Here is an 18,573-nt window from a genome sequence, read left to right as displayed (position 1 = left end):
CCGCAGCCCTAGGCTGTCCGCATGATTGCCCCGGACCGTGGATCGCACCGCTCCTCCCTCACCCCGCCCGCGTTCCCCTCCGTGCTCGCTCAGCCGCTCATCACCTCGCCCCCGGCGGTCGCCCGCCCGGTCGTCCCGCAGCAGCAGGTCGCCCCGGTGCCGCGTCGCGCCTGGGGGCTGTACCTCTGGCTCGGCGGACTCCTCGTGCTCCTGGGCGTGGTGCTGGTCGGGTACTTCCTGCGGGCGATCGGGCCGGGCGCGTCGATCCTCGGCATGGTGCTGGCCCTCCTGCCCCTGATCGGGGTGTTCCTCGCCCTCCGGCTGGTGGACCGCTGGGAGCCCGAGCCGCGGGGACTCATCGTGATCGCGCTCGGCTGGGGCGCGATCGTCTCGGTCGCGATCGCCCTCGGAGCGGACCTCCTGATCGTGCTGGCGGTGGGGCGGTCGGGCACTCCCGCGGGGGAGTTCCTGCAGACCGTGGTGCAGGCCCCGGTCGTGGAGGAGGTCGCGAAGGGCCTCGGGGTGCTGCTCATCTTCGCCGGTGCCCGCCGGTGGTTCGACGGTCCGGTCGATGGCATCGTCTACGGCGGGCTGATCGGGGCGGGGTTCGCGTTCACCGAGAACATCCAGTACTTCGCGTTGGCATGGATCGAGGGCGGAGCGGAGCTGACCTCCGCCACCTTCTTCATCCGCGGCATCCTGTCTCCGTTCGCCCACGTCATGTTCACCGCCGTGACCGGTTTCGCGCTCGGCCTCGCTGCACGGAGGGGAGCCTCGTTCCGCGGAGTCCTCGGCCCGTGGCTGCTCGGGCTGGCGGGCGCGATCGTCCTGCACGCCTTCTGGAACGGCTCGGCCCTGCTCGGCGACTTCCTCGGCCTGTACACCGCCCTGCAGATCCCCCTCTTCCTCGTGTTCATCGGCGGCGTGCTGATGCTGCGCCGGGAAGAGGGGCGACTCACGCGCGCGAGGCTGGGTGAGTACGCGGCGGCGGGCTGGTTCACCCCGCAGGAGGTGGACATGCTGGCGACGCCCTCGGGACGCCGGGCCGGGCTCGCCTGGGCCCGGACGCTCCGCGGCGACCGGGTCGGGATCATGCGGAGCTTCATCGCCGACGCGACCGCGCTCGCCGCGGCGCGTCAGCGCGTCCTGGTCGGTCGCGACCGCACCGGCGGCGCCGAGGAACGCCTGTTGCTGGAGCGGACCGCGGCGGCGCGGGCGGCACTGCTGGCCGTGTGACCTCCGCTGCGCCTGCCGGACACCTCGCAGTAACACGCCGCCCGTAGCCTCGGCGGCATGAAGGATCTCCACATCGGCGTCTTCGAGGTGTACGGACCGCAGGTCGGCGGCACGTGCAGCTGGGCGCATCCGCTCAACGACGCCATCGACTACCGCGACCCGGAGAGGTGGGTGCGGATGGCGCGGATCATGGACCGCACCGGCTACGATTTCCTCTTCTTCGCGGACGGCTTCGGCTATCCGATGACCGACGGGGACATCAGCGCGACGTCGGTGTCCGCCGCCGTCAACTTCTCGGGACTGGACCCCGCCACCCTCATCCCGGTCCTCGCCCGGGAGACCGAGCGGCTCGGCTTCGTCGTCACCGCGACGACCGGGATGGACCACCCGCTGCCGCTCGCACGCCGGTTCACGACGCTCGACCACCTCACCGCGGGGCGGATCGGCTGGAACGTGGTGACCGGCGCGTCGCAGAACGCGGTATCCGGTCTGTTCGGGCACGCCGGGATGGTGCCGCACGACACCCGGTACGCGATGGCGGGGGAGTACGTCTCGCTGGCGACCCGGTACTGGGAGGAGGCCTGGGCGGACGACGCGCTGGTGGCCGATGCGGCCGCAGGCGTCTACATCGACGCGTCGAGGCTCCGGCGCACCGAGTTCGAGGGCGAGCACTACCGTTCCCGCGGCTACTACGGCGCCCCGCCGTCGCCGCAGCGCACGCCCGTGATCTTCCAGGCCGGTACGTCTCCGGCGGGGAAGGCCTTCGCCGCCGCGCACGCGGAAGGCGTGTTCGTGCAGGGGACGACTCCCGCGCAGACGGCGCGCAACGTCGCCGACATCCGCCGCCTGGCCGCGGAGGCCGGGCGTGATCCGGAAAGTCTGCGGATCATGGCGGGTCTCACGGCGATCGTCGACGAGACCACCGCGGGTGCGCAGCAGCTATGGGAGGAGTTCTCCGCCCTGCAGTCGGACGAGGTCGTCGCGGCGCTGTACGCGGGCAACACCGGGATCGACCTGCTCGCCCTCGACCCGGAACGGTCCCTCCATCAGGTGCTCGACGCCGGCGGGCCGATCGGCCAGATGGGCACGAGCAACATCGAACGGTTCCTCGACGGCGACGAGGGCCCGGCACCGACGGTGCGGCAGATCCTCGATCAGCTGCGCGGCCGCGGAACCCGCGGATTCCGTCTCGTCGGGGACGCGGAATCCGTGGCGGATGGCGTCGAGGCGCTGGCCGAAGAGACCGGACTCGACGGCTTCCTGGTGGAGCCCGTGTTCGGAACGCGCGACGTGGCGGCATTCGGGGAGCTCGTCCTGCCGCGGCTGCGCGATCGAGGACGGATGCCGGTGCCCGCCGGGCCGACGTTGCGGGAGCGGCTGACCGGTTCTCCCGGCGCGCGCCGCGCGCGGGTCACCGTGCCGGACAAAGACTCAGCGCCCGGTGCCGCGGCACTGCCTGCGTGACTCCCGAACGCTGAATCTTTCTGGTTTCCAGGATCCCCCGGGCCCTCGGCACTGTCAATACCCCGCGCCCTCCAGGCCCCCCTCCCCGAGTCGGCGAGAGGAGGAGGGGAGGGAGCGCCAGTCGTCAAGGGACCCGCGGGGCGACCGACGCGTGCTTGGATGGAGATATGACTGACAACCGCACGAAGCCCGAGTTCGACGCCCCCGCCGGCCCCGCCCCCACGGAGCTCGTGATCCGCGACATCATCGTCGGCGACGGCCCCGAGGCCAAGCCCGGCGACACGGTCACCGTGCACTACGCCGGTGTCGAGTTCGAGTCCGGCGAGGAGTTCGACTCCTCGTGGGGACGTGGCGAGAGCATCCAGTTCCCGCTGCGCGGTCTCATCCAGGGATGGCAGGACGGCATCCCGGGTATGAAGGTCGGCGGACGCCGCGAACTCATCATCCCGCCCCACCTCGCCTACGGTCCCGCTGGCGGCCACTTCCTCGGCGGGAAGACCCTCATCTTCATCATCGATCTGCTCAAGGTCGGCTGAGCCGACCGTCTGCACACGGAGGGGGCGGATGCTGCGGCATCCGCCCCCTCCGCCGTCCCCAGGGTCTGAGGGCCCTGGAGACGGCGGGTGCTGCGCGGCTAGGTTGGTCGCCTTGCAGCGGGCCCGAGACCGGGCGCGCGCCATGGGAGGACGTGTCCGCATGAACTTCGGCATCAGTATCCTGTTCCGTTTGATCCCGCTGGCCATGGGGGGCGTCTGCCTGGCGTTCGGGCTCTACGTCCTCAGCGGCGGGACGGACGCCGCCCACGTCGTCGCAGGTCACGTCCTGATCTCGCTGACGGCGATCTGCATCGCGCTGTTCACGACGGCGGCGATGATCATCCGACAGCTCACCGGGACCTTCGCGCCGGTCTGGAAAGCGATCCTTCCGATCGTCGGCTACGGTGTGGCGCTGGCGACCGCCGGGTGGGGGCTGTGGCTCATCGCCCGTTCGGGGGCCGCCGACGACTTCGTCGCCGGACACGTCGTCTTCGGCGTCGGACTCATCGCCGCCTGCGTCTCGACCGTCGCGACGGCCTCGACCGCCTTCACGATGATTCCGAAGAACGCGGCGGGCCGTCACGAGGACGGCCCGCCGGACGGCACCTACGGCGTCGGGTTCGGCCGGTTCCTGATCGCGATCCCCGTCGCCGCGACGGTGGTGCTGGTGACCTGGGCGGTCATCCTCCTGGCGGGCGCATCGCAGCAGCCGCACTACATCGCCGGTCACGTGATGCTGGGGCTCGCCGCGATCTGCTCGAGCCTCGTCTCACTCGTGGCCACCGTCGTCCGCCAGGTGCGCAACGAGTTCGACGAGCCCGAGCGGTGGCGATGGTCGATCTGGGTGCTCGTCATGGGGAGCGGGACGCTCCTCTGGGGACTGTTCGTACTCTTCGGCTCGGACCGCCCCGAGCGGATCGCGCCGGGATGCATCCTGCTCGGACTCGGCATGATCTGCTTCAGCATCATCTCGAAGGTCACCCTGCTGGCGGCGGTCTGGCGCCGCGAGTTCTCCCTGTCCGACCGGGTGCCCCTCATCCCCGTCCTGACCTGCCTCACCTGCTTGTTCTTCGCAGCATTCCTCTCGGAGGCGGCCATGGCGGATCCGAGCTTCTTCATCCCCTCCCGTGTCCTCACCGGACTGGGGGGCGTCTGCTTCACGCTCTTCTCGATCGTGTCGATCCTGGAAGCGGGGACGTCGGGCAAGTCTTGACGCTGCCGAGGATCTTCTTATTCACGGGAATAGATCAGGCCGGGTCCGGTGTTGACACCCCCGAAGCCGGAATCGCCGGCGCACGATGGAGGAAGTCATGACCGAAGAAACGACCGCACAGACGATCGAGATCCCCGGCTACAAGTCCGGTACCTGGGTCCTGGACCCCTCGCACAGCGAGGTGTCGTTCAGCGTCCGGCACATGATGATCTCGAAGGTCCGCGGCACGTTCGACGTCAAGAGCGGCACCATCGTCGCCCCCGAGAACCCGCTCGGGGTCGAGGTCACGGCATCCGCGGACGTCGCGTCCATCAACACCAAGGACGAGGGCCGCGACGCGCACCTGCGCTCCGCCGAGTTCTTCGACGCCGAGAACCACCCCAGCCTGGACTTCGTCTCGACGGGTGTGCGCCTCGTGGACGGCGACTTCCTCGTCGACGGTGACCTGAGCATCCACGGCGTCACGCGCCCGGTCACCTTCGAGGTCGAGTTCGGCGGCTTCGGCACCGACCCGTGGGGCAACTACAAGGCGGGCGCCACGGCCAAGACCGTGATCAACCGCGAGGACTTCGGGCTGACCTGGAACGCAGCGCTCGAGACCGGCGGCGTGCTCGTGGGCAAGGACGTCACGATCGTGCTCGATCTGCAGGGCACGATCCAGGCCTGATCAGACTTTTTCTCCACGGAGGGCGGATGCTGCGGCATCCGCCCTCCGTGCTGTCCGGGCGGCGCGCGCACCCCGGCGCAGCCGGTCCTGGGCGAGGAGGATCCCGAGGAAAACGAGCACGGCGCCCACGGGTTCGTTCCAGCTGATGTGCTCGCCCAGGACGAGGATGCCGAGCAGGACCCCGACGATGGGCGTGATGTACGTCACGGTCGAGGCGCGGGTGGGTCCCCATGCCCGGAGCACGTTCTGGTTCCAGATGTAGGCGACCCCTGTGCCGAGACAGCCGAGGAGGAGGAGGCTGCCGACGATCCAGCCGTCCAGCACGACGGGCGTCAGCGCGATGACGGGCGTCAGCAGCACCATGATGACCGCGGCGATGCCGATGTTCAGGAACGAGAAGACGAGGGCGGTCATGCCGGTGTCGAACACGAAGCGGCGCATGTAGGCGAGGGTGAATCCGTAGCAGGCGGTCGCGCCGAGGATGGCCAGCTGAGCCACGAGGCTCTGCGACGGATCCAGTCCACGCCAGGGCGCGATGATGACCATGACACCGCCGATGCCGACGAGGATCCCGGCGATCTGGGCCGCCCGCAGCCGCTCCACACGGAACACCAGCCACGCCATCACCGCGGTCATGATCGGGGTCGTCGCGTTGTAGATGCTGGCGAGCCCCGACGTGACGTGTTGCTGCGCCCAGGAGAACAGCAGGAACGGCACGACGCAGAACGAGATCGCCAGTACCGTCATGTGCATCCAGACCCGCAGCCGGCGGGGGAGGATCTCGCGCCGGAGCAGCACGAACAGGCCGAGCGTGAGGGCGCCGAGTACGAGCCGTGACCAGGCCACCTGAGCGGGGGAGATCCCCTGCAGGGCGACTTTCATGAACAGGAAGCTGGATCCCCAGATCACGCCGGTCAGCACGAACTGCACGGCGATGACCGCGCCGGTCGGCCCGGAGCGGGTGCGGGGTCCGACCGGGTCGGGGTGGGGAGGAGTCGGCACGTCGCGACTCTAGCCCCGGCCGTGGACACCGCGGCACGGAAGCGGATGCCATGGCCGGAAACCGCGGGTGATCGACCGGCGGACGGCGTTGGTCAGGGCGTCGGTCGGCGCGCGTCGTAGGCGCGGAACGCCGGATTGAGGCGCACGAGCACCCCAACCAGCGCGATGATGAGGAGTCCGCCCAGCAGGGGTGGGAACCACAGGGCGGTGAAGGTCGCGAGACTGCCCGCGTAGAGCGCGCCCAGGCGGGGGCCTCCGGTGACCACCACGGTGAAGATGCCCTGCAGGCGGCCGCGCATGGCGTCCGGCACGGCGGACTGCATCATCGTGGAGCGGTAGATCGCGCTCACGTTGTCCGTCGCGCCCGAGAACGCGAGCGCCGCGCAGGCTGCCGTGATCAGCACGATGTTCGGTGCGGACGGGTCGGCCGGGGCGAACCATCCCGCCTGGGCGACGACCAGGATGACACCGAACAGCGTGATGGCCGCGCCGTAGCCCTGGATGGCCCGCTCGATGCCGACACCGTGCCGGTGCACGCGGCCGATGGGTCCGGAGAACAGGCTCGACAGGAACGCGCCCGCGGCGACAGCGGCGGTGAGCACCCCGGTGGTGACCGCCCCGCCGCCCAGGAGCACCGCGCCGATCGCCGGGAACAGTGTGAGCGGCTGTCCGAGGGTCATCGCGATGACATCGAGGATGTACTGCAGACGGATGTTGGGTGCCCGGCGGAGGAAACCGATGCCGTCCCGCAGCGAGGCCAGGCCGGGGCGGACGATGACGCCCTCGGGGCGCAGGGCCGGGAGCGTCCACAGCCCCAGGAAGAGGGAGGTCATGAGCACGACGTCCAGCGTGTACGTCCATGCGTAGCCGGTCGTGGCGACGAGCACGCCCGCGAGGGCGGGACCGGCCATCACCATGATGCCCACGGTGACGCCCTGCAGGGCCGCGGCCGCGGGCAGCAGCTCGCGGGGGATCAGACGCGGGGTGATCGCCGAGCGCGTCGTCATCACGATGGAGTTGGCACTCGAGTTCACGATGCTGAGTGCGTACAGCCACCACACCGTCTCGCCTCCGGTCCAGGCGAGGATGGCGAGCAGGGCGGTCGATGCGAAGGTGACCGTCGCCGCCACGAGGGCCACGGTGCGGCGATCGAAGGCGTCGGCGAGCATGCCGCCGTACAGGCCGGCGAACATCATCGGCACGAGTCCGGCGACCGCGACCATCGCGACCGCGAAGGTGTCCTGGGTCAGCTCGTAGACGTGCAGCATGACCGCGACGATCGTCAACTGGCCGCCGAGGCCCGCCAGGGTCGAACCGGTCCACATGCGGGCGAAGGGGGGACTCGTGGTCAGCGGGCGGATATCGATCAGGTGCCGCGACATCCGCCTCATGGCGCAGCGGCGGGGCGGGGCTCGGTACGCACCCGCACGAGCGTAGTGCAGCGGCTGCGCGACGGGCTCAGACCGGTCCACCCGCTGGTCTGGCGCCTGGTAGACTCTTCAGGTTGCCGTTGGATCGGCCGCGGATAAAGAGAGCCCACGCATCAGGCGTCGGGCGCCGCGCAACAGGACGAAAGGGGATCGAATCTATGGCACTTGAAGCAGACGCCAAGAAGGCGATCATCGAAGAGTACGCAACGCACCCCGGTGACACCGGATCCCCCGAGGTGCAGGTCGCGATGCTGACGCAGCGCATCAAGGACCTCACTGAGCACCTGAAGGAGCACAAGCACGACCACCACTCGCGTCGTGGTCTGTTCCTGATGGTCGGTCAGCGCCGTCGTCTGCTCGGCTACCTCCAGGACATCGACATCGCGCGTTACCGCTCGCTGATCGAGCGTCTCGGACTGCGCCGATAAGTCGCATCCGCGTATATCGCTTTCTCCGAAGGCCGCCCCACGGTGTGGGGCGGCCTTCGTCGTTTCCCGCCGCCGACCCACCCCTTCAGTGCCGACCCACCCCTTTTCCAGCCGCAGCTGCAGGGGTGGGTCGGCGAGAAAGGGGTGGGTCGCGTAAAGAGGGGGGAGGGGGGAGGGGGGAGGGAGCGGGGTCAGGGCTGGGGGGCGAGCAGATCGGCGTGGTGGATGGCGGCGACATCCGGGTGCGCGCGCAGCCGGGACTTCAGCGCGTTCTCGCCGTAGACCGAGTGGATGCGGTTGTTCGGGTCCTGCGTGACGCCGCGGGCCGCGGCGGCCAGCTCCTCGGGAAGCTCGATCAGCGGGAGTGTGGTGTCCAGGGACGGGCTGAAGAAGAACGGGACCGAGATGCGGTCGTCGGGGAACTTCGGGGAGATCACCCGGTGGTTCGTCGCGATGAGGTAGCCCTGGGTGGCGTACTCCAGCATCTCGCCGATGTTCACCACGAACGAGCCCGGGACGGGAGGTGCGTCGACCCATTCGCCGTCGCGTTCGACCTGAAGTCCGCCCTTGCCGGGTTCGACCCACAGCAGCGTCAGCACGCCGAAGTCCTTGTGCGCTCCCACGCCCTGCTGCGGGGTGGGGTCCTCTTTCCCCGGGTAGCGGACGATCTTGATCAACGTGGACGGGTTGCCGAAGTGGCGTTCGAAGAAGTCCCGGTCCGCCCCGAGCGCCTGCGCCCACTCGCGCAGGAGCGTGCGGGAGATCTCGGTGAGACGGGCGTGCCACTCCGACACGACCTCCTGCAAGCCCGGCTGGGCGGCCGGCCACAGGTTCGGCCCGATGAGCCGCGTGTAGGGCGGGGCATCCGGGTCCGTGACCGCGGCCTCCTCGGGACCGATGTCGATCTGCTCGCGCCAGTCGATGCGCCCCTGGGTGCGCTCGCCGCCGGTGCGGGTGTACCCGCGGAAGTGCGGGCTGTTGATGTTCTCGATGGCGAGCTTGTCCGCCTCGGGCAGGGCGAAGAACTCGCGCGCGGACTCCAGGAGCCGTTCCTCGAGCCGGGGTGGGATGCCGGTGCCGACGAGGTAGAAGAAGCCCACCTCGTGCGTCGCGGCCCGCAGATCGGCGCGGAACGACTCGGCCGCTTCCGGGCCTTCGGCGAGTCGGGACATGTCCAGGACAGGCAGATTCAACGTGCTCACCCTTCGACCGTACGCGGCCGGGAGCGCGACGGAGGAAATGTTGCAGAGGAGGTCATCCGGCCCGGGGTGGCGGCTCCTGCGCGGGCCGGCGGGAACCGGTCGGATCGCTCCGGTGCCCCTCCCGTGCGGCGAGCTGCGGATCGGCGAAGAGCCAGGGCCAGCGCGGCTCGACGAGGGGCCGGAAGACGCGACGCACGGGTTTGGTCGCGAGGCCGAGCGCGATGAGCACCGCCGCGACCACGACGACGGGCAGCCAGAACCAGGTGGGGTCCAGTCCGCGCAGGATGCCGGACTCGCGGAACGGGTAGAGCACGAAGGAGTGCAGCAGGTAGACGTACATCGTGTACTGCCCGAAGTGGGTCCACCATCGGGTGGAGCGCGGCAGCAGGGCGAAGAAGGCGGTGCTCAGCAGCAGCGCCACCGCGATGAGAGCCAGCCGCACCGCACCGGCCCACCAGGTGGTGCCGCCCAGTGCCGCGTAGGACTCGTCGTAGAAGAGCCAAGCCCGCAGGTCCATCTCCCGCCACCGATCGACGAACACCCACGCCACGACGCCGGCGGCGACGAGGACGGCCACGGCGCTCGCCGGGACCCACCACGGCCGGTGTCGGAGGAGCCCCAGCCGGGCGACCACATCCCGCTCGCGCAGCCACCAGCCGAGAGTGAAGAAGAAGAGCAGTCCCAGCGTGCGCGACAGCGAGAGCGTGGAATCGACGTTGGGGAGGTAGCCGACGCCGACGGAGACGACGGCCGCCCAGAGCAGCGGCCAGCGCAGCAGAGCGAGATAGGGGAGCACCAGCCGGAAGATGCCGAGGGCCAGCAGGAACCACAGGGTCCAGGACGGCTGGGTGGGATTCGGGTTGGCGCTGCCCTCCACGAGCCACTTGGTCACGGTCCACAGGGTCTCGAAGATGAAGTACGGGACGACGATGTCGGTGATCACCCTGGCCATCTGTCGTCTGCCGGGCGTCCCTGCTTTGGAGAAGTACCCGGAGATCAGCGCGAAGGCGGGCATGTGGAACGCGTACACGACCAGATAGAGCGCCAGGGCGACGTCGGAGTCGTAGATCAGCCGCTGGACGGCGTGCCCGAGCACCACGAGCACGATGCAGGCGAAGCGCGCGTTGTCCCAGAACGGCACGCGCTCGCGGGGCCGCACGGCGGCGGCGGAGGCGGTGTCGGGGGGGATGGTCATCGCCCGACATTACCGCCGCGCCGCGCGCGGGGCGGGCAGGGTTGCGCTGGACCGGGGGTCCCGGACCGGCGGGAATAACCTGGAGCGGACGGTGTTGGAGCATGTATATTCACCTGCATAGAAACGGATGCTGCGGCACCCGGGAGCGGAAGAGATCGTGAACGAGAGCACCACCGGCCAGAGCATGCAGTTCGGCATCTTCACCGTGAGCGACATCACGCAGGACCCGACGACCGGCCGCACCCCGAGCGAGGCCGAGCGGATCCGTGACACGCTCACGATCGCCAAGCACGCCGAGGAGGTGGGCCTGGACGTCTTCGCGCTCGGTGAGCACCACAATCCCCCCTTCTGGTCGTCGTCGCCCACCACGACGCTCGCCTACATCGCCGCCCAGACCGAACACCTGGTGCTGTCGACCGCGACGACGCTGATCACGACGAACGACCCGGTGAAGATCGCCGAGGACTACGCGATGCTGCAGCACGTCTCGGGGGGCCGGGTCGACCTGATGCTGGGCCGGGGCAACACCGGTCCGGTGTACCCCTGGTTCGGCAAGGACATCCGGCAGGGCCTGCCGCTGGCGCTGGAGAACTACGCGCTGCTGCACAAGCTGTGGCGCGAGGACGTCGTGGACTGGGAGGGGAAGTTCCGCACTCCGCTGCAGGGGTTCACCTCCACCCCGCGTCCGCTTGACGGCGTCGCGCCGTTCGTCTGGCACGGCTCGATCCGCACCCCGGAGATCGCCGAGCAGGCCGCGTACTACGGCGACGGGTTCTTCGCGAACAACATCTTCTGGCCCGCGGAGCACTATCAGCGCCTCATCGGGCTCTACCGGCAGCGCTATGCCCACTACGGTCACGGCACCCCCGAGCAGGCGATCGTCGGCATCGGCGGCCAGGTGTTCATGCGCGCGAACTCCCAGGACGCGGTGCGGGAATTCCGCCCGTACTTCGACAACGCACCCGTCTACGGCCATGGCCCCGCCATGGAGGACTTCACCGAGATGACGCCCCTGACGGTGGGATCGCCCCAGCAGGTCATCGACCGCTACGCGGGCATGCGCGACCTCTTCGGCGACTACCAGCGCCAGCTCTTCCTGATGGACCACGCCGGCCTGCCGCTGAAGACGGTGCTCGAGCAGCTCGACATCCTGGGCGGCGAGGTCGTCCCGGTGCTGCGGCGCGAGCTGGACGCGAACCGTCCGGAGACGGTGCCGGACGCGCCGACCCATGCCTCGCTCGTGCGCGCCGCCTACGGGGACGGGCCCGCCCGCGAGGCGCGTCCTCGGCCGAACCGCGGCGACAACCTGACGAGCGGATCCCCCTATCAGGACGCTCCGCAGCCCGCCGGGTCCGCGTTCGGCGCCGCGGCCGCACGGAGTGCGTCATGAGCGCCCGGCGGATCGCCGTGGTCTCCGCCGGCCTCTCCAACCCGTCCTCCACGCGCATGCTGGCGGACCGGATGCTGACCGCCACGGTGCGGGAGCTGGACGGCCGGGGGATCTCGGTGGAGGCGGATGTGTTCGAGCTGCGCGACTACGCGCACGACATCACGAACAACCTCCTGACCGGGTTCGCGCCGCCGGCGCTGGAGACGATGATCAACACGGTGGTGTCCGCGGATGCCGTGATCCTGGTCACCCCCATCTTCTCCACGAGCTACTCCGGCCTGTTCAAGTCGTTCATCGACGTGCTCGACCCGGACGCGCTGCGCGGGACGCCGGTGCTCATCGGTGCGAATGCGGGCACGCCCCGGCATTCGCTGGCGATCGACTACGCCATCCGGCCCCTGCTGGCCTACCTCCATGCGGACGCGATGTCGACCGGTGTGTTCGCCGCATCCTCCGACTGGGGCGGGACGGGCGACGAGGTCGCACCCCTGTCGGAGCGCATCGAGAAGGCGGCGCGGGAACTCGCGGACGCCGTGGCACGGCGCGAGCCGGCGGCCGCATCCGATCCGTTCGACCCGGCGTCCTACCTCGGCGACGGACGCTCGTTCGGCCATCTGCTCGGCGGTCTCGCCGACAACTAGCGTGCGGGCGCATCCCCCGCGGGTGCTCCCTTCGCAGAATCGCACGGACTCCGCACGTCCTCTCCGGGATGCTGCGGAGTCCGTCGCGTTCTGCGGCGCGGGCGGGACCGCTCAGTACCAGCCGACGCGCTGGGAATGGTCCCAGGCCGCGCACGGGGAGCCGTAACGCGACCGGATGTAGGACAGTCCCCAGTTCACCTGCGTGTTCCCGTTGGTCCGCCAGTCCGCTCCGGCGGCGGCCATCTTCTCGGCAGGGAGCGCCTGCGGGATGCCGTAGGCACCGCTCGAGGGGTTCAGAGCGTTCGCGCGCCATCCGGATTCACGGTTCCACAGGAGCACCAGACAGCCGAACTGATCATCCCCCCACCCGTACGCGCCGATGGCGCCGCGGGCGTACTCGCGCGCCCCCGCCGGATCGACGGACACCCCGTAGGTGGGCGGTCCGCCCGGAGCGGGGGAGGGTGCCACCGGTGTCCCGCCGCCGGTTGCCGGCCCCCCGGGAGCCGGCGGGTTCGTCGCCGCCGACCCGCCGCCGGACGGTGCGGGCTGGGCGGCGACCTGTCGGGCGAGCCGATAGCGTCGCTCCACGTCGGCGGTGGTCTCCCGGAGCGCGGCGAGCTGGGCGTAGAGCTCGGACACCTGGTCCTGTACCGCCGTGAGCAGTGCGCTCTCGGTATCGGCGGCGAGCTGTGCCTCGGCGGCGGTGCGCTCCGCGGTACTCGCGGCGTCGTCCCGTGCGGCCGAGGCGAGCCGGGCCTGGTCCCGCAGTGAGCGTGCGGTCAGGGCGTCCTGGCCGGCGGTCGCCGCCGTCCGTGCCCACGTGCCGGTGAGTTTGTCCAGGAGGCCGAGGCGGGCCAGGAGGGACTCCGGCTCGGCGGAGGTGAGGAGTCGGGCCACCAGTGGTCCGTCGGTGTGTGTGCGGTACAGGCGCGACGCGAACCCGCCGAGTTCGTGGCGCGCCTGGTCGAGCCGTTCCTCGGCGACGGTCGCTCCCGCCTCGAGTTCCGCGGCACGGGTGGCCGCTGCTTCCGCCGCGGCCCGGGCAGAGGTCGCATTGGCGGACGCCTCCAGGGCGGAGCGCGAGGCCGCGGCCGCCGTCTTCTCCGCGTCCGCCAATGCCGCCTCGATCCGCGTGGCGACCGAGCGCGCCTGCGTCTGATCGGCCTGGGCGGACTCGACGTCCGCCCAGGACGGCGTGTCGGCAGCCTGCGCCGGAGGCGCGCCGGTCAGCAGCGCGCCGAGCGTGATCCCCAGCGTCAGCAGCACGCCCGGGGTGCGCACCCGGTGTCGGGTCGGCCGCGCGGAATCAGGCATGCCGAAACGCTAGCCGCACCCCGTGCGGGGCGCCAGCTCACGGGCTCAGCCCTGGATGCCCTGCTCGAAGCCGTCGAACCGCATCTCCCGCTCCAGCTGTGCGCGCAGCTCGATCTCCTCCGGATCGACGGGCGTGCTGTAGGTGTCCTCCAGCACTTCCTCGTCATCGAGCACGACTTCGCGTTCATCGTCCAGGCCCGGACCCGGATCGGCGACCGGCTCGACCGGACGCTCGTCGTCGAGCACGATCTCGCGGTCATCCACCTCGGGCTCCCGTGCATCGAACCGGGTGTCGCTCGGATCCTGCGGAATGCTCATCGCTGTTCCCCTCTCCCGTTGGTGCTGCGTCCGCTCCACGATAGGTGGCGGTCCCGGCGGCCACCAGGGGAGGCCCGGCACAGGTGCCGCTGATAGGGTGTACGTGGTCGCCTCCGGCGATCGCTCAACTACATACGAGCTCTACGGAGCAGGCCGGCAGGAATGCTGGTCCCCTGTGGTGGGTTCCCCGTCGACGGATGCGTCACCGCATCCCGCCGGGTGGTCTTCTACTGGTGGCCAGCGCAGGCGATCTGCAGATCATTGCCGCACGCCCATAACTGCCTGTTCCCTGCTCCTTCGCATGTCGCTCGTCGCCCACACGGGGCGGCGAGCCTAAACAAAGAAGGAGGGACCTCTTGGAAGGTCCGGAAATCACTGCCGCCGAAGCCGTTCTCGACAACGGCCGATTCGGCACCCGCACCGTTCGGTTCGAAACCGGACGGCTGGCGCAGCAGGCGCAGGGCGCCGTTGCCGCATACCTCGACGAGGAGACGATGCTCCTCTCGGCCACCAGCGCCGGAAAGCACCCGCGCGAAGGCTTCGACTTCTTCCCGCTGACCGTCGACGTCGAAGAGCGCTCGTACGCCGCCGGCAAGATCCCCGGCTCGTTCTTCCGTCGTGAGGGCCGCCCCTCCACGGAGGCGATCCTCGTCTGCCGTCTCATCGACCGCCCGCTGCGCCCGTCGTTCGTCGAAGGCCTCCGCAACGAGGTCCAGATCGTCGTCACGGTGCTCTCGATCGCACCCGGTGAGTTCTACGACGCGCTGGCGATCAACGCGGCGTCGCTGTCCACCCAGATCTCGGGCCTGCCGTTCTCCGGCCCGATCGCCGGTGTGCGCCTCGCGCTCATGCCCGGCCACGGTCAGCACCCCGATCAGTGGATCGCCTTCCCGAAGGCGGAGCAGCTGCAGGAGGCCGTGTTCGACCTGATCGTCGCCGGTCGCGTGCTGGAGGACGGAGAGGTCGCGATCATGATGGTCGAGGCCGAGGCCACCGAGCACAGCTGGGACCTCATCAAGGCCGGCGCGACGAAGCCGAGCGAAGAGATCGTCGCCCAGGGCCTCGAGGCCGCGAAGCCGTTCCTCAAGGAGCTCGTCGGCGCCCAGAACGTCGTCGCGAACACCGCGGCGAAGGAGATCAAGCAGTTCCCGGTCTTCCTGCCGTACAGCCAGGAGACCTACGACTTCGTCGCCGGCCGTGCCTACGACAAGCTCGTCCCGATCTACCAGATCGCCGAGAAGGTCGCGCGTCAGGATGCGGACGACGAGCTGAAGGAGGCCGTCAAGGCCGAGCTGCTCGCCGCTGTGGAGGCCGGCGAGCTGCCCGCCGCCGCCGCGTCGGAGTTCAGTGCCGCGTACAAGTCGGTCACCAAGAAGATCGTCCGCGGACGCATCCTCTCCGAGGGTGTCCGCATGGACGGCCGCGGGCTCGCCGACATCCGTGCACTCGATGCCGAGGTCCAGGTCATCCCGCGCGTGCACGGTTCCGCCATCTTCCAGCGCGGCGAGACCCAGATCCTGGGTGTCACCACGCTGAACATGCTGAAGATGGAGCAGCAGATCGACTCGCTGAGCCCCACCACCAGCAAGCGGTACATGCACCACTACAACTTCCCGCCCTACTCGACCGGTGAGACCGGCCGTGTCGGCAGCCCGAAGCGTCGCGAGATCGGGCACGGCTTCCTCGCCGAGCGCGCCCTCGTGCCGGTGCTGCCCAGCCGCGAGGAGTTCCCCTACGCGATCCGGCAGGTTTCCGAGGCGCTGAGCTCGAACGGCTCGACGTCGATGGGCTCGGTCTGCGCCTCGACCCTCTCGCTGCTGAACGCCGGTGTGCCGCTGCGCGCACCGGTCGCCGGCATCGCGATGGGTCTGGTTTCGGACGAGGTCGACGGCCAGACGCGTTACGCCGCGCTGACGGACATCCTCGGTGCCGAGGACGCTCTCGGTGACATGGACTTCAAGGTCGCCGGTACCAGCGAGTTCGTCACTGCGATCCAGCTCGACACGAAGCTCGACGGCATCCCGTCGTCGGTGCTCGCGGCGGCGCTGACGCAGGCGAGGGACGCCCGCCTCACCATCCTGAACGTGCTCAACGCCGCGATCGACGCTCCGGACGAGATGGCGCCGACGGCGCCGCGCGTCATCAGCGTGCAGATCCCGGTCGACAAGATCGGCGAGCTGATCGGCCCGAAGGGCAAGACGATCAACTCGATCCAGGATGAGACCGGCGCGCAGATCTCCATCGAGGAGGACGGCACCGTTTACATCGGTGCGACCGACGGTCCGTCGGCCGAGGCCGCCCGCGCTCAGGTGAACGCGATCGCCAACCCCACCAACCCGGAGGTCGGCGAGCAGTTCCTGGGCACCGTCGTGAAGATCGCGACGTTCGGCGCGTTCATCTCGCTGCTTCCCGGCAAGGACGGACTGCTGCACGTCAGCGAGGTGCGCAAGCTCGCCGGCGGCAAGCGTGTGGAGAACGTCGAAGACGTCCTCTCGGTCGGTCAGAAGCTGCTGGTCAAGATCACCAAGATCGACGACCGCGGCAAGCTCTCCCTGGAGCCGGTCGCCGAAGAGGCGGCCGTGGAGGCCGGTGCCGAGGCATCCGTCGACGCCTGATCCGTCGTCCACGGACGCGCCCGCCACTGCACTGCAGTGGCGGGCGCGTCCGTTTCCGGATCTTCCTCGTCCGCCGTGCGGAAGCGTGACCAAAGCGTTATCGAAAGTTCATTCCTCGGTCGCCGTGGCGGAGCCCCTCCTCGCGCGGCTCCTTTACCCTCGAAGTACGCGTCAGGGGCACGTGGTGCACGATCCGCAACCGCCGCCCGAGCGGAGGAGGTGCGCGTGAAGATCTTCGGAATCGGTTCGACCGTCGCCCCCTCCATCGCGCCGGTGCACCCGTCTGCCCCCATCCCCGTGCAGGGGCCCGGCGTCGGGGCCGGGATCCGGGTGGACCTCGGTGAGACCGGCTTCCGCATCTTCCCCCTGCTCCTCGGGGGTGCCGAATTCGGCTGGAACGTCGATATCGACACGAGCCGGGAGATTCTGGACACCTATGTCGACCGCGGCGGGAACGCCGTGTACACGGCGGACAGCTTCACCGGCGGACGCAGCGAGCACATCGTCGGGCAGTGGCTGCACTCCCGTGGCCTGCGCGACGAGATCGTGCTGGCGGCGCGGGTGGGACAGCACCCCGACAACCCGGGACTCGGTCCGGTGAACCTCGTCCGTGCGGTGGAGGCCTCTCTGACGCGCTTGCGCACCGATCACATCGACGTCCTCTATCTGGACGGGACGCAGCGCCCGAGCTCGCTGGAGGACACCCTGGCGACCGCGGAGTGGCTGATCGAGGCCGGGAAGGCGCGGGCGATCGGGGCGTTCGGGTTCCGCGCGGAGCAACTCGTCGAGGCCCGCATCCTGTCCTCCGCCGGCTTCCCGCGTCTCACCGTGCTGGATGTGCCCTACAACGTGTTGCGGCGCAAGGACTTCGAGGGCGATCTGCGCCTCGTGAGCGGCGCGCAGGGGATCGCGGTGACGCCGTCCCATCCGCTGGAGCACGGGTTCCTGGCCGGTGTGCACCGGGAGCGCCAGAAGACCGTGAAGTCGGTGCGCGCGGCGCAGCTCGCCGACAGTCTCACCAAGCGGGGCACCCGTGTGCTCCGGGCGCTCGACGCCGTCGCCGCCGAGCACGGTGTGTCGAACGCGGCGGTGGCCGTGGCATGGCTCCTGGCGCAGCGGGCGGTGACCGCACCCATCGTGAACGCCTACGCGACACAGCACGTGGAGGAGGTCATGCAGGCGGTCGGCGTCCGGCTGACCCGCGCGCAGCTGGCAGAGATCGCTCGCGCGTCGGAGTAGACGGCTAGTCTGGATGAGGCGCCGGATCCGGCGCCGTGATCCCGATGGAGCGAGAACGCGTGACGCATTACATCTATCTCGTCCGTCACGGCGAGCATCAGGATGCCGAGCACGGACTCATCGACGGACCGCTCTCGCCGCGCGGCCGACGTCAGGCCGAGCTGCTGGCTGACCGGCTCTCCGGCGTGCCGTTCGACGCGGTGTGGCACTCGCCGCTCGTCCGTGCCGCCGAGACCGCACGGACCGTGGCGGAACGGTTGCCCGCGATCTCTCCCGAGCCGTCCGCCCTTCTGTTCGACTGCGTCCCGACCGGGATGACGCCGGAGACGCCGGCAGCGTTCGAGCCGTTCTTCGGCAGTGTGACCGAAGCGGAGGTGGACGCCGGACGCGCGCAGATGGCCGACGCGCTCGCGGCCTATCTCGTGCGAAAGACGGGGGACGTCCACGAACTGCTCATCACCCACAACACCGTCATCGGGTGGTTCGTGCGTGAGGTCCTGGATGCCCCGGAGTGGCGCTGGATGACCCTGAACCAGGCGAACTGCGGGCTGACCGTCATCGCCCAGCGTCCGGGGCGGCCGTGGGTGCTCATCTCCCACAACGACCTGTCGCACCTCCCGTTCGAATTGCGGACGGGCCTTCCAGAGGCACCGCCGGTCTGATCCGCGTCCCGCGAGCCATGG

17 protein-coding genes are annotated in these 18,573 nt (G+C 69.8%); 11 read left to right on the top strand and 6 right to left on the bottom strand.

The window, feature by feature from the left end; translation table 11 throughout:
* Positions 1 to 21 precede the first annotated feature (21 nt).
* From F6J84_RS10425 to F6J84_RS10405, 5 genes are all read left to right on the top strand, one after another.
* Entirely contained in the window at positions 22 to 1,236 is a 1,215-nt protein-coding gene (locus F6J84_RS10425) for a PrsW family intramembrane metalloprotease (protein ID WP_150973541.1), read from the top strand.
* Positions 1,237 to 1,293: 57 nt separating this feature from the next.
* Positions 1,294 to 2,700 (top strand): NtaA/DmoA family FMN-dependent monooxygenase, encoded by a 1,407-nt coding sequence (locus F6J84_RS10420; RefSeq protein ID WP_150973539.1) that lies wholly within the window; start codon positions 1,294 to 1,296, stop codon positions 2,698 to 2,700.
* 167 nt (positions 2,701 to 2,867) lie between these two features.
* Complete coding sequence (locus F6J84_RS10415; protein ID WP_150895447.1) at positions 2,868 to 3,236, top strand: FKBP-type peptidyl-prolyl cis-trans isomerase; 369 nt, start codon at positions 2,868 to 2,870, stop codon at positions 3,234 to 3,236.
* Positions 3,237 to 3,396: 160 nt separating this feature from the next.
* On the top strand, positions 3,397 to 4,449 hold the full coding sequence (locus F6J84_RS10410) for a DUF2776 family protein (RefSeq protein WP_150973537.1): 1,053 nt from the start codon (positions 3,397 to 3,399) through the stop codon (positions 4,447 to 4,449).
* 97 nt (positions 4,450 to 4,546) lie between these two features.
* Positions 4,547 to 5,116, top strand: coding sequence for a YceI family protein (locus F6J84_RS10405; protein ID WP_150895443.1), 570 nt, complete (start codon positions 4,547 to 4,549; stop codon positions 5,114 to 5,116).
* Here the strand turns inward: F6J84_RS10405 and F6J84_RS10400 are convergent, their stop codons facing one another.
* A complete protein-coding gene (locus tag F6J84_RS10400; RefSeq protein ID WP_420846154.1) occupies positions 5,117 to 6,118 on the bottom strand; it encodes a DMT family transporter in 1,002 nt (333 codons plus the stop codon).
* Between the two features lie 92 nt (positions 6,119 to 6,210).
* Complete coding sequence (locus tag F6J84_RS10395; protein WP_238702462.1) at positions 6,211 to 7,500, bottom strand: MFS transporter; 1,290 nt, start codon at positions 7,498 to 7,500, stop codon at positions 6,211 to 6,213.
* Positions 7,501 to 7,706: 206 nt separating this feature from the next.
* On the opposite strand from F6J84_RS10395, the gene rpsO reads away from it, so the two are divergent.
* The gene (gene rpsO, locus F6J84_RS10390; RefSeq protein WP_150895440.1) at positions 7,707 to 7,976 is read left to right on the top strand and encodes a 30S ribosomal protein S15; all 270 of its coding nucleotides are present in this window, start codon (positions 7,707 to 7,709) and stop codon (positions 7,974 to 7,976) included.
* A gap of 191 nt (positions 7,977 to 8,167) precedes the next feature.
* Here the strand turns inward: rpsO and F6J84_RS10385 are convergent, their stop codons facing one another.
* A complete protein-coding gene (locus F6J84_RS10385; protein ID WP_191905641.1) occupies positions 8,168 to 9,178 on the bottom strand; it encodes an isopenicillin N synthase family dioxygenase in 1,011 nt (336 codons plus the stop codon).
* A gap of 52 nt (positions 9,179 to 9,230) precedes the next feature.
* Positions 9,231 to 10,373: an acyltransferase family protein gene (locus tag F6J84_RS10380; protein ID WP_150973534.1), complete on the bottom strand. Its 1,143-nt coding sequence runs from the start codon at positions 10,371 to 10,373 to the stop codon at positions 9,231 to 9,233.
* Between the two features lie 184 nt (positions 10,374 to 10,557).
* Here F6J84_RS10380 and F6J84_RS10375 point away from each other — a divergent pair, with 184 nt between their 5' ends.
* Entirely contained in the window at positions 10,558 to 11,763 is a 1,206-nt protein-coding gene (locus F6J84_RS10375; protein ID WP_191905806.1) for an LLM class flavin-dependent oxidoreductase, read from the top strand.
* Entirely contained in the window at positions 11,760 to 12,404 is a 645-nt protein-coding gene (locus F6J84_RS10370) for an FMN reductase (RefSeq protein ID WP_150973530.1), read from the top strand. Before F6J84_RS10375 ends, F6J84_RS10370 begins: the two co-directional genes overlap by 4 nt.
* 111 nt (positions 12,405 to 12,515) lie before the next feature.
* On the opposite strand, the gene F6J84_RS15535 is transcribed toward F6J84_RS10370, so the two are convergent.
* Both F6J84_RS15535 and F6J84_RS10360 read right to left on the bottom strand, forming a co-directional pair.
* Positions 12,516 to 13,718, bottom strand: a complete 1,203-nt coding sequence (locus F6J84_RS15535) for a coiled-coil domain-containing protein (protein ID WP_191905640.1) — start codon at positions 13,716 to 13,718, stop codon at positions 12,516 to 12,518.
* A 45-nt stretch (positions 13,719 to 13,763) separates the two neighbouring features.
* Positions 13,764 to 14,036: a hypothetical protein gene (locus tag F6J84_RS10360; protein WP_150973528.1), complete on the bottom strand. Its 273-nt coding sequence runs from the start codon at positions 14,034 to 14,036 to the stop codon at positions 13,764 to 13,766.
* A gap of 356 nt (positions 14,037 to 14,392) precedes the next feature.
* On the opposite strand from F6J84_RS10360, the gene F6J84_RS10355 reads away from it, so the two are divergent.
* The 3 genes from F6J84_RS10355 (at position 14,393) to F6J84_RS10345 (ending at position 18,552) form a co-directional block, all read left to right on the top strand.
* Entirely contained in the window at positions 14,393 to 16,651 is a 2,259-nt protein-coding gene (locus F6J84_RS10355) for a polyribonucleotide nucleotidyltransferase (protein ID WP_150973526.1), read from the top strand.
* A gap of 225 nt (positions 16,652 to 16,876) precedes the next feature.
* Positions 16,877 to 17,890 carry an aldo/keto reductase gene (locus F6J84_RS10350; RefSeq protein WP_150973524.1) on the top strand — a complete coding sequence of 338 codons (1,014 nt, stop codon included), beginning with the start codon at positions 16,877 to 16,879 and terminating at the stop codon, positions 17,888 to 17,890.
* A 59-nt stretch (positions 17,891 to 17,949) separates the two neighbouring features.
* The gene (locus F6J84_RS10345) at positions 17,950 to 18,552 is read left to right on the top strand and encodes a histidine phosphatase family protein (RefSeq protein ID WP_150895429.1); all 603 of its coding nucleotides are present in this window, start codon (positions 17,950 to 17,952) and stop codon (positions 18,550 to 18,552) included.
* The last annotated feature ends 21 nt before the right edge of the window (positions 18,553 to 18,573 follow it).

The sequence above is a fragment of the Microbacterium caowuchunii genome (assembly GCF_008727755.1).
Taxonomy (GTDB): Bacteria; Actinomycetota; Actinomycetes; order Actinomycetales; family Microbacteriaceae; genus Microbacterium; species Microbacterium caowuchunii.
The sequence above is the reverse complement of the archived record's forward strand: the minus strand, read 5'-3'. Positions and strand labels throughout refer to the sequence as shown.